The 10,597-nt window shown below is 61.3% G+C and carries 10 protein-coding genes; 1 reads left to right on the forward strand and 9 read right to left on the reverse strand.

All coding sequences use genetic code 11. The features are described 5' to 3' along the window. Positions 1–69: 69 nt before the first annotated feature. The 6 genes from AC07OJ_RS19015 to AC07OJ_RS19040 form a co-directional block, all read right to left on the reverse strand. Complete coding sequence (locus AC07OJ_RS19015; RefSeq protein ID WP_201143418.1) at positions 70–1,005, reverse strand: NAD-dependent epimerase/dehydratase family protein; 936 nt, start codon at positions 1,003–1,005, stop codon at positions 70–72. Next, positions 998–2,422, reverse strand: coding sequence for a bifunctional D-glycero-beta-D-manno-heptose-7-phosphate kinase/D-glycero-beta-D-manno-heptose 1-phosphate adenylyltransferase HldE (gene hldE, locus AC07OJ_RS19020; protein WP_065900067.1), 1,425 nt, complete (start codon positions 2,420–2,422; stop codon positions 998–1,000). The genes AC07OJ_RS19015 and hldE overlap by 8 nt, the downstream gene beginning before the upstream one ends. Positions 2,423–2,525: 103 nt before the next feature. After that, entirely contained in the window at positions 2,526–3,134 is a 609-nt protein-coding gene (gene cysC / locus AC07OJ_RS19025) for an adenylyl-sulfate kinase (protein ID WP_065900065.1), read from the reverse strand. Further along, positions 3,127–3,831, reverse strand: coding sequence for a sulfotransferase family 2 domain-containing protein (locus AC07OJ_RS19030; protein WP_065900063.1), 705 nt, complete (start codon positions 3,829–3,831; stop codon positions 3,127–3,129). Before AC07OJ_RS19030 ends, cysC begins: the two co-directional genes overlap by 8 nt. Before the next feature lie 152 nt (positions 3,832–3,983). Beyond that, positions 3,984–5,792, reverse strand: coding sequence for a lipid A export permease/ATP-binding protein MsbA (msbA, locus tag AC07OJ_RS19035; protein ID WP_106805335.1), 1,809 nt, complete (start codon positions 5,790–5,792; stop codon positions 3,984–3,986). A 9-nt stretch (positions 5,793–5,801) separates the two neighbouring features. After that, positions 5,802–6,980, reverse strand: a complete 1,179-nt coding sequence (locus AC07OJ_RS19040) for an O-antigen ligase family protein (protein WP_495094979.1) — start codon at positions 6,978–6,980, stop codon at positions 5,802–5,804. A gap of 149 nt (positions 6,981–7,129) precedes the next feature. On the opposite strand from AC07OJ_RS19040, the gene AC07OJ_RS19045 reads away from it, so the two are divergent. Further along, positions 7,130–7,696: a BUD32 family EKC/KEOPS complex subunit gene (locus AC07OJ_RS19045; RefSeq protein ID WP_495095091.1), complete on the forward strand. Its 567-nt coding sequence runs from the start codon at positions 7,130–7,132 to the stop codon at positions 7,694–7,696. Here the strand turns inward: AC07OJ_RS19045 and AC07OJ_RS19050 are convergent. Genes AC07OJ_RS19050 through AC07OJ_RS19060 form a run of 3 tightly spaced genes read right to left on the reverse strand, consistent with a single transcriptional unit; the run spans position 7,685 to position 10,586 of the window. Further along, positions 7,685–8,770: a glycosyltransferase gene (locus AC07OJ_RS19050; RefSeq protein WP_065900055.1), complete on the reverse strand. Its 1,086-nt coding sequence runs from the start codon at positions 8,768–8,770 to the stop codon at positions 7,685–7,687. The genes AC07OJ_RS19045 and AC07OJ_RS19050 overlap by 12 nt on opposite strands. Positions 8,771–8,813: 43 nt before the next feature. Continuing rightward, complete coding sequence (locus AC07OJ_RS19055) at positions 8,814–9,578, reverse strand: glycosyltransferase family 2 protein (RefSeq protein ID WP_065900054.1); 765 nt, start codon at positions 9,576–9,578, stop codon at positions 8,814–8,816. 51 nt (positions 9,579–9,629) lie between these two features. Then, a complete protein-coding gene (locus AC07OJ_RS19060) occupies positions 9,630–10,586 on the reverse strand; it encodes a glycosyltransferase family protein (protein ID WP_065900053.1) in 957 nt (318 codons plus the stop codon). Positions 10,587–10,597 lie beyond the last annotated feature (11 nt).

Below are 10,597 nucleotides of genomic sequence, written 5' to 3' on the forward strand. Positions count from 1 at the left end.
TCACCTCGGTGCACATGATGCCCCCAGGCGCCCGCATCGCCGGCAAGCCAGCGCTCACATTGATTGCATTCAGCCGTGGAGCAAGCGCTCCAACCCAACCTTCAACGGGGTCGGCTCGGGCAGTTTGAAACTGGCCAGCAAGCGCTGGTTATTTGCCCGCGAATGCCGAATGTCGCCTGATCGCGCCGGCCCGTAAGTCACGACAGGCAGCTTGCCCACCGCTTCTTCCAGCGCCTGCAGCACTTGCTTGAGGGTGGTGGTGCGATTCCAGCCCACGTTGATCGCACCCAAGGGCGCGCCCGGGGCTTCGATGGCCTGCACCAGCACGTCCACCAGGTCTTCCACGTACATGAAATCGCGGGTTTGCTCGCCATCGCCGAACACGGCAATCGGCAAGCCCTGCTGGACACGCTCGCTGAAGATACTGATGACGCCGGAATACGGCGACGATGGGTCCTGGCGCGGCCCGAAGATATTGAAGAAGCGAAAAATCACCGGCTCCAGGCCATGCTGGCGACGGTAGAAGTCAAAGTAATGCTCGCCGGCCAACTTGTCGGACGCGTAGGGCGTCAACGGCGCCTTGGTGGTCTCTTCGTCGATCGAAGCACCCTCGCCGTTGTTGCCATACACCGCCGCGCTGGAAGCGAAGACCACACGCTTCACGCCCGCCTGGCGCATCGCTTCGCAGACATTCAGGCTGCCGACAAAATTGCTCTGGTGCGTGCTCACCGGGTCATCCACCGAAGCCTGCACCGACGCTACCGCGGCCAGGTGCACCACCGCCGTGGTGCCGATGGCGGCACGCGCCACCAGCGCAGCATCGGCGACGTCGCCTTCCAGCAGCTCGACGCGCGGGTTGTCCAGCGGCAGGTTGCTGCGCTTGCCGGTGGACAGGTCATCCAGCACCCGCACTGCATAGCCTTTGGCAAGCAGCGCATCGACCAGATGGGAGCCAATGAAACCGGCGCCGCCGGTGATCAGGACCCGCTTATCAGCGTTACTCATTGTTGCGGATCTTCTCGACAATGGCCGTGGTCGAGCTGTTCTCGACCAAGCCAAGCACTTTGACCTTGCCGCCGTAGGCACTGACGATATCGGCGCCCACAACCTGGTCGACGGAGTAATCGCCGCCCTTGACCAGCACGTCCGGCTTGACCTGGGCCAGCAGGTTTTCCGGGGTGCCTTCAGGGAAGCTGATCACCCAGTCCACCGCACCCAGGCCGGCCAATACCGCCATGCGTCGGTCAACACTGTTGATCGGGCGGCCCGGGCCCTTGAGGCGGCTGACCGACGCGTCATCGTTGACCGCGACAATCAGGCGATCACCCTGGGCGCGAGCCTGCTCCAGGTAGGTCACATGACCAGCGTGGAGGATGTCGAAGCAACCGTTGGTGAACACAATGCTTTCGTTGTGGGCACGTGCATCGTCAATCGCCAGCAGCAATTGCTCGATGGTCAGCACGCCACGTTCGGAGCCTTCGGAACGCTGGATCGCGCGGCGCAGTTCGGGCGCGCTGATGGCAGCCGTACCCAGCTTGCCGACCACGATGCCCGCCGCCAGGTTGGCAAGTGCCACCGCGTGGGGCAGCTCTTCGCCGGCGGCGATGGAGGCGGCCAGGGTGGAAATCACGGTGTCACCGGCGCCGGTGACGTCGAACACTTCACGGGCCCGCGCCGGCAGGTGCATCGCCGGGTGGCCAGGACGCAGCAAGGTCATGCCGTGCTCGCCACGGGTCACCAGCAAGGCGCCGAGGTCGAGATCAGCCATCAGCGCCGCGCCCTTGGTCACGAGGTCGTGCTCATCGACGCAACCGCCGACGATGGCTTCGAACTCGCTGAGGTTCGGCGTGATCAGGCTGGCTCCGCGATAAATCGAGAAGTCCTTGCCCTTGGGATCAGCCAGTACCGGGATATTGCGCGCCTTGGCGGCCTGGATCAGCATCTGGTGGTTCTTCAACGCACCTTTGCCGTAGTCGGACAACACCAGCACCTTGATGCCTTCGAGCAATTCGTCGACCTGGCCACTCAAGGCCAGGGCGTCGGTGGCGAAGGGTTCTTCGAAATCGATACGCAGCAATTGCTGGTGCCGGCTCATGACCCGCAGCTTGACGATGGTCGGCTGGTGGGCAATTCGCTGGAACTGCGCACGCACGCCGGCACCGCGCAGGCTGTTGGCCAGGCTGTCGGCGGCTTCGTCGTCGCCGGTCACACCCACCAGGGAGGCCGGGGCGCCGAGCGCGGCAATGTTAAGGGCAACGTTGGCAGCGCCACCCGGGCGGTCTTCGATTTGCTCGACCTTGACTACCGGTACCGGCGCCTCAGGGGAAATCCGTGAGGTACCGCCATGCCAGTAACGGTCGAGCATGACATCGCCGACCACCAAGACAGGGGCTTGATCGAATCGCGGCATGGACAACTTCATGGAGCAACCCACATACAAAATGAACAGGGGCGCGATATTAGCACAGGGTGAGCGCCGCCTAGTTCGAGAGCTTTATCGGCAATGCATCATGCGCGAAAACTGATCATTTTTTGAACAAGGCCGCGAGAACCTGCTCCACGGCGTCAGCCAACTCGACCTCATCGGTATTGATTTCGCAGTCGGCAGCCCGCGGCGCTTCATAGGGGCTGTCCAGGCCGGTGAACGCCTTGATCCGCCCTTCCAGCGCCGCGCGGTAGAGGCCCTTGGGATCGCGCCGCGCGCACACAGCGAATGGCGTGCTGATATACACCTCAAAAAACTGCCCCGGCCCGAACAGTGCCTTGGCAGCGGCCCGGTCGGCGCTGAACGGCGAAATCGCCGAGACGATCACGATCAACCCCGCGTCCACCATCAACCGCGCCACTTCACCAATGCGCCGGATGTTTTCCTTGCGGGCCGCATCACTCATGCCCAGGTCGTTGCACAGGCCGGTGCGCAAATTATCGCCATCGAGCACAAAGGTGTGTCGCCCCTGCTCGTTGAGCTGGACCTCCAGAGCATTCGCCAGGGTCGACTTGCCCGAGCCGGACAACCCGGTCAGCCATACGCAACAAGGCTGCTGGTGCTTGAGCGCCGCCCGTGCGGCCACCGACAGCGACAAGGCAAAGGGGCGGATCGATGCAGAACCATGGGACAGCGACTGGCTATTCATAACCCAGGACCTCGTAATCACGTTGATAGGCGCGCCGGACCAGGCGGCGCGTGCGCAAGGAACAGAACTCCCTGACCGGCTCGCTGCGCCGCCCGAGTGAAACATTCAGATGGGGCAGCGAGGTCGCCACGCCGAGGTGTTCGCACAGGTGCTGGAAGTCTTGCTCCAGTGACTCCTGGCGCCCGAGAAAGTCCATCGCCATTTGCCCCATGTGATCGACCAGGAAGTCGGTCTGGGGCGCGAAATGCAGTTGGCGACGCAGGTTGTCCGGGTGCAGCCAGCCGGCAATGAAATGGTCGAAGTCGCGGTAGCTGGACACCAGCGCCTGGGCCTGCAGATCACGCGCGCCCATGTGATTGCTGCGCAAATAGGTATAGGCCGAGTAGGCGCGCTCCAATGGGTCACGCACGAAGGCGAACTTGAAACTGCGCTCGCAGTGCTCGGGAAATTGCTGCTGGTACCAGTAATACGGCAAATGCCCCGGCCAGCGCCCATCCAGCAGCGCCGAACAGACGCTGCTGCCGGCGCATTTGGGCACGTGGATAAACACGCAGTTGTGTCGCTCGAAGGCAGGGGGAAGGACGGTCACCGCCGACAGGGATTTGTTCACTGCCTGGCGATCCACCACCGACAAACGCCCCAGCAGAAACGCCCGCTGGGGCTTGGGAAGCAGTTTCCACAACAGACGTTGCAACATTCCATTACCCACGCAAGAAGGTTAGCCCTCTCGTTCGTCATTCGAATCGAGAAGGCCAACATAACAAACGATAGGCAGCGAATTATTTGGCTTTGGTCAAGCGTGTATGGGGCTTGATACAAAAAACGGGGCGCATTGCGCGCCCCGGAGGGTCAGGTGATGTTCGCCGTCGCCGGCTCGTCCAGGCCCATGGCGTGCAGGCGCGAGTAATAGCCGCCCATGGCCAGCAGTTCGAGATGCGTACCACGCTCGACAATTTCACCGTGGTCCATCACCAGAATCAGGTCGGCTTTTTCGATGGTGGACAAGCGGTGCGCGATGACCAGGGTGGTGCGGCCTTTCATGACCTTGTCCAGCGCCGCCTGGATATGGCGCTCCGACTCGGTATCCAGCGCCGATGTCGCTTCATCCAGAATCAGCAACGGGGCGTTTTTCAGCAGGGCCCGAGCGATTGCCAGGCGTTGACGCTGGCCACCGGAAAGCAACACGCCGTTTTCCCCGACTTCGGTGTCCAGGCCTTTTGGCAGCTCGGAGATGAAGTCCATGGCGTAGGCATCCGCCGCTGCTTTTTCAATGTCTTCGCGCGGCGCATCCGCCAGGTCGCCGTAGGCAATGTTATTGGCCACGGTGTCGTTGAACAGCGTGACGTGCTGGGTCACCTGGGCAACATGTCGGCGCAGGTTGCGCAGGCGGTAATCTTCGATCTCCACCTCGTCCAGCAGGATCTCGCCGGTCTCGTGATGGTAGAAGCGCGGGATCAGGCTCGCCAGGGTCGACTTGCCACTGCCCGAGCGCCCGACCAGTGCAATCATCTGCCCCGGCGCGGCACTGAAGCTGATGTTCTTCAGCACTTCGCGATCGGTACCGGGGTACGTGAAGCTCAGGTTGCGCACGTCCAGTCGACCGCTGACGCGGTCACGCTCGACGGTGCCGCTGTCGACTTCAGGCACTTCATCCAGTTGCTCGAAGATGCTCTCGGCACCTGCCACGCCCTTCTGGATCGTCGAGCTGACTTCCGACAGCTGGCGGATCGGCTTGGGCAGCAGGCCCGCGGCGGTAATGTAGGCCACCAGGTCACCTGCCGTGGCGTCACCGCGCAGCAACAGGACCAGGAACATCAGCGCGGCCATGGCGGTGTAGATCACCAATTGCAGCATCGGCGTATAGACCGCGCCGGTCTTGTTCATGCGCAGTTGCTTGTCGGTGTTGCCCTGGCTGGCGGCGGCAAAGCGGCGCTCCTCGTAGCTTTCGCCACCGAAGCTGCGCACCACGCGGTAGCCCTGGATGGTTTCGGAGGCCACGTGCGTCACGTCGCCCATCGCCACCTGGATCTTCTTGCTCTGCTTGCGGAATTTCTTGCTGGTGCTGCCGACCATGACGGCAATCAGCGGCAGGATCGCCAGCATCACCAGGGTCAGCTTCCAGTTCATCCACAGCAGGTAACCGAACAGGAACACCACCGTCAGGCCTTCGCGGATCACGACTTTGATCGCATCCGTGGCAGCCCCGGTGACCATGGTCACGTTGAAGGTGATCCGGGAAATCAGGTGCCCGGAGTTGTGCGTGTCGAAATAACGGTTGGGCAGCACCAGCAGCTTGTTGAACAGCTGGACGCGCAAGTCATGCACCAGCCCCAGGGAAACCTTGGCCAGGTAGTAGTTGCCCAGGAACGAGCCGAGGCCCTGCCACGCCGCGATCAGAATGATCAGCAGCGGCACGGCCATCAGCAGCTTCAAGTCCTTGAACAACGGGATCTTGGGCAGGAACACCACGTCGGGGTTGCTCAGGCCATCCACGAAGTACTTGAGGATCCCGGCGAGCATGGGCTGGGTGGACGCAAAGATCACGAAGCCCACGATACTCAGCAGGAACATGCCCAGGTACGGTTTCACATAGCCCAGCAGCCTGAAATAAATTTTCAGGCTGGATTCCTGGTCCGCTTTGGGCGGTGCGTCACTCATGTGTCGAGCTCACTGATTGGGTAGGACGCGAACTTTATCACAAGCGTCGGGTTTGGCCCGAGCCCAGACCAATACACTGGCCAGCGCAATCGGCAGCCACGAGATGAACCACTCGGCGCGGGGCGTGCCCGTCAGGCTCGCAGCATCGAACTGCATGGCCAGGAACGAAAACACCCACATGCCGATGATGCCCTTGCCGTAGAGCGTGTCGCGGGCCTTCCAGGCTTGCCACAACACGCCGAACCACAGCCCGCACCAGAGCAGCAGGCCCGGCAGGCCCAGTTCGATGGTGACATGCGTGAACAGGTTGTGGGCGTGATCGAAATAGAGGTTATCGGCAAATACCTTGTAGTCCCCACCCAGGCCCAGGCCGGTCCACGGATGCTCGCCGATCATGTGCAAAGAGGCCATGAAGATCTGCGGCCGATAGGAAACACCACGGGCCAGCATCAGCGACTCCATGGCGAAGAACACCGCCACCGCCGCCACGACCGCAGCGATAGCAATCACGGTGCTACGTCGGTCACGGCACCAGGCCGGCATGGCGACCACGGTCAGCAACAGCGCCAATGCCGCGCCACGGCTCTGGCTCAACACCACGAAGAGCCCCAGCAATCCGATGGACAGCACCCACGCCACTTGCATCCAGCGGCCACGCGGCAGCCAATGCAGCAACCAGATCGCCGCCAGGCCGATCACGTAGGCGCCCAGGATCGGGTGAGCCAATTGCCCCAGCCCTTCGAGGCGGGCAGACCAGGCGTTATGCTCGACCCCATAAAACTTGATGATCGCCACCAGCGACGACAGCGCCAGCCCGAAACCGCCCCACTGCATCACGCGAATGATGCGATCGCTCTGACCACAGGCCAGCACCGGGAAAAACAGCAGGAACACGCCGATATACAGCAGGCGCTTGGCCTCGCGCGAAGGGTCCTCGGCATTGGTCCACGTCAGGCTGATCGCACCCCAGATGGCCAGCGCCGCGATCATCAGGCACATCCAGCGCTGCTCGCGCCAGACCTCCTTGAGACGCTCACGCGCCGACCAGGCGAACACCATGGCCGGCAACCAGAGAAACAGCGTCAATCCTTGTTGGTAAATCTTGTTGGTTGGCGCAAAGGCAATCGCCAGCAGAAACCAAAGCAACCCGAAAATCATCCATACCTGCGCCCAACGACTTGCCTGCATCACCCGCTCCTGAATACGTTCAACCTGCCAACCCGGCATGGTTAAAACCCAAAACTTTCGGCATTATTACCGATCACTGTGCCCGCGACTCCCCACAAGGCTTTCCAACGATGCAATGTTCAAGGCTTGCCCAAGCCGATTTAAACACGATGATTGAAGGCGCCAGAGTCCTGGAGAAGGACAGCTACGGGCCCAAAGTCTACCTGCTGCCTGACGGAAATATCCTTAAACTGTTTCGTCGTAAACGCCTGTTTTCATCCGCACTGTTTCGGCCGTACTCCAAGCGTTTTATCGACAACGTGGCGCAATTGCAGCAGCGCGGCATCCCGACCTTGAACGTGCTGGCGTACTTCCAACTGGCCGCGCCCGGCATGACTGCCGTGCTGTATCGCCCGTTGCCGGGGGAAACACTGCGGCAGATTTCCAATAAAGAAGGTTTTGACTGGCAATCGAATCTCGATCCGCTGGTGGCACTGATCCGCCGCCTGCACGCTGCCGGCATCTACTTCCGCTCCCTGCACCTGGGCAATATCGTGGTGACGCCGGAGAATGAAATGGGGCTTATCGACGTAGCCGACATGCGCTTCTTGCGCGCCCCGCTGAACCCGGAACTCGCGCGACGCAACTTGCAGCACTTCGCGCGCTATATTGCACGCGAGAAGCTGAACGATTGCTTTCCAATGCATGCACTGGAGCAAGCGCTGCTAGCGGCATGAGAACAGCCGCTGGGAGGTTTCACTGAAGTCTTTCCAGGCTTGCTCCGGCGCCAGCGCCTGCGACTGAGCCTCGACCACCGCCGTGGCAGAGGCCGCGAATGCCCGCGCCATCAGGCCGGCCCAGGCCTCTGCATCTTCCGAAGGTGCATACCAGCCGGCATCTGCCAACTGCTCGCGGAACACCGCCAGCTCACTGGTCAACACCGGCACACCGGCCATCACAGCCTCTTGCAGGATCAACCCGAGGCCTTCCTGGGTGGAGGGAATAGCCACCCAGTCGAACGCACGGTAAAGCGTCGCCGCGTCAGACAGATGCCCTGGCAGTGACACTTTGCCCTGCAAGCCAAGCTGCTCGATACGGGCTTCAAGGGCAGGCCGGGCCGGGCCCTCGCCGAGGATCACCAGGCGCGCGCCAGGCTGCTTGGCCGACACGTTGGCAAATGCCTCCAGCAAACAGCCAAAGCCTTTGCCGTCCACCAGCCGGCCTACCGCACCCAGCACCGGCGCGTCTTCCAACGGCAGGCTCAGGCGCGACCGCGCCTCTTCCCGGGAAAGCGCGGCTGCGCGGAAAGCAACCGGGTCGAAAGCACTGCGCAGCACCGCCACCGGCCGTTGCAGGTAGCGTTCAAGCGAGTCCGCCAGGGTTTGCGACACCGCCGCCAGCGTCAATTGCACGGCCGGGAATTGCTCGAACAGTTGCTGGTCAGCCCGCCGCAGGCGCGTGGCGCCATGAAACACCACGACTGCACGCACCTGCGGCAGACGCTTGAGCACAGGCAACATCACCCGGGCCACGCCGATCCCATCCAGCAGCACCACCTCTACCCCGTCGGGCAGGGCCTTCTCAAAGCGCGCGCGCATCCAGGGCATCATGAGCTTCCACACATGCCGCCCCTTGAGCCGGGCGGAGGAAAGCTTCCACTCGCGGGCCGGCTCACCGCCTTCTGCACTGCCTTGAAGCAGCCAGGTGTCAATCGGTGCGCGGCTGAGCGCGTGCGACAATATCTGTTGATGAACCTTCTGCACCGAGGCAAATGCAGAGCCACCGGCCCACATGATGTTGAGGATACTCATCGAAAAAAATGACCTTCTGCGGCGTAGTGGTGGCTTGTTGCACTTAACTATTGATCAACCAACCGATACCGACACCCAGTATCAGCATGAGAGCCAGCTTGATCCGCTCTCGCCGCTTGCGCTTCGCCTTGGTCAAGCGCTCTCCCGCCGTTGCCACGTGCAAACCGAAACCGGTGTGCAGGACCGCATCGCCCTCGAGGGTAACCGCCGGCAGATTCAATTCTGCATAACGCCTGGAAAGCCCCTTCTCGCCTTCGAACCCTGCAAAGGGTGCGCACAACTGGTACTCCTTGAGTCGACGCAAGCCCGGGTTAAGCGAAAACCCTTGCCACTCGGGCTTATCGGACAGCAAGGGATAACACGGTACCCCGCCAATCACTTCGCGCGCCCCCAGGTGGATATAGGGGCTGTGCACCTGCAAATCGTAAACATAGTTGCGCAACCAGACTTGAAGAATATCCGGGCGCTGCTCCAGTACCACCTTGGAATCCTCGACAAACCCAGGTCGATAAAACGCCCAATCATCCTCGCAATGGAATATATAGGGGGTCTTGACCGACGCGTAGGCCAGGTCGATGGATGCCAACTGCCCAAGCTTCGGGCGATTGATCAAGAAGGTGCAATGTCCGCGCCAATGTTCGGGAATCGCCTGGCGTACGGCTTCGTCACCGGAGTCTTCGGTGATGAAGACTTCGCGTATTGCCGCCGTATTGAACAGATCGAAGCTCTCGAGTGTGCGCCTCAACAAATCGAAGCGACCACAACTGGTCACTACAAGCGTTATGTCGCTTTGATCGGAGAATTGCATTCAAGCCTCGATAATATCATATAGCCATCATCCGTGGCTATTTGGCCACTCTCAAACGCCCAACCTCAGACGCAACCTCTCCAGTAAGCTCAGCGGCGCACGTGGCCGCAGGGGTGGCTGGAGCACTTCGACAATGCGCTGGCCAATCCGGGCGAAACTGAACTGACTGACAGCCAGGTCCTGCCCGTTGCGCGCAATGTCTGCCGCCAGCTGCGGGTCGGCCCGCAAGACGGCGAGTTTTTCCTGCAACTGCGGGATGTCCTTGTAGAACACCACATTGACCATGTCCTTGAAACCAAGCGCCTGGTTTTCCTCAGCGCCCTGATCAAATGCCAGCAGTACGCAACCGCAGGCCATGGCCTCGAAATTCTTGATCATGTACTCGCCCATGCCGACGTCGGCACTGACGAAAAAACGAATCCGGTTGAGGGTCGCGCAGTATTCCTCACCAGATTTGGTGCGCGTCACCACCAAAGGTTCAACTCGCGCCAGTTCATCCAGCAATGCCTTGCGGCCGCTGTAGGCGACGCTGTTCGTACTGCCGACAAACGCCAGCTCGATGTCGCGTTCGCGCCCTTGCGCCTGCAACAGCGCCTGATCATAGCCCTTTGGCACGAACACGGCGTCAAAGCCTTCCGCGCGCAGGCGCTCAGTGACCATATGCCCGGAACTGATCACCCGCGCCCACGGCAGGCGGCGGTAGTGGGCGCTGAACTTGCCGGTATATTTGCAAGGAATGTAGTTCTGGTAGGCGTCGTGCTCAAGGATCACCAGGTTGGGGATCGTGCGGATAAACCCGGCCTGGCGGATTTCCTGCTTGAAGCGCAGGAAGAACACGATGCGATCGTAACGGGTCACATCGACTTCGCGGCGGAAATAACCACGCAGGTTGCGCTGCTCATCGCTGCTCAGCCAACGGATATCACACTCGCAGTGCTCGGCCACGCCCTCGTAAAGACGGTCGAGGATAGCGCGCTGCTCTTTCTGCACCAGAAACAAAACTTTCATGACTTTCCCTT

Source organism: Pseudomonas sp. GW821-FHT09C08, from assembly GCF_059418125.1.

Bases quoted from the DNA above. Each gene is read 5' to 3' on its own strand.
- AC07OJ_RS19015 (WP_201143418.1), bottom strand. From the start codon at position 1,005: ATGAGTAACGCTGATAAGCGGGTCCTGATCACCGGCGGCGCCGGTTTC.
- hldE (WP_065900067.1), bottom strand. From the start codon at position 2,422: ATGAAGTTGTCCATGCCGCGATTCGATCAAGCCCCTGTCTTGGTGGTC.
- cysC (WP_065900065.1), bottom strand. From the start codon at position 3,134: ATGAATAGCCAGTCGCTGTCCCATGGTTCTGCATCGATCCGCCCCTTT.
- AC07OJ_RS19030 (WP_065900063.1), bottom strand. From the start codon at position 3,831: ATGTTGCAACGTCTGTTGTGGAAACTGCTTCCCAAGCCCCAGCGGGCG.
- msbA (WP_106805335.1), bottom strand. From the start codon at position 5,792: ATGAGTGACGCACCGCCCAAAGCGGACCAGGAATCCAGCCTGAAAATT.
- AC07OJ_RS19040 (WP_495094979.1), bottom strand. From the start codon at position 6,980: ATGCAGGCAAGTCGTTGGGCGCAGGTATGGATGATTTTCGGGTTGCTT.
- AC07OJ_RS19045 (WP_495095091.1), top strand. From the start codon at position 7,130: ATGATTGAAGGCGCCAGAGTCCTGGAGAAGGACAGCTACGGGCCCAAA.
- AC07OJ_RS19050 (WP_065900055.1), bottom strand. From the start codon at position 8,770: ATGAGTATCCTCAACATCATGTGGGCCGGTGGCTCTGCATTTGCCTCG.
- AC07OJ_RS19055 (WP_065900054.1), bottom strand. From the start codon at position 9,578: ATGCAATTCTCCGATCAAAGCGACATAACGCTTGTAGTGACCAGTTGT.
- AC07OJ_RS19060 (WP_065900053.1), bottom strand. From the start codon at position 10,586: ATGAAAGTTTTGTTTCTGGTGCAGAAAGAGCAGCGCGCTATCCTCGAC.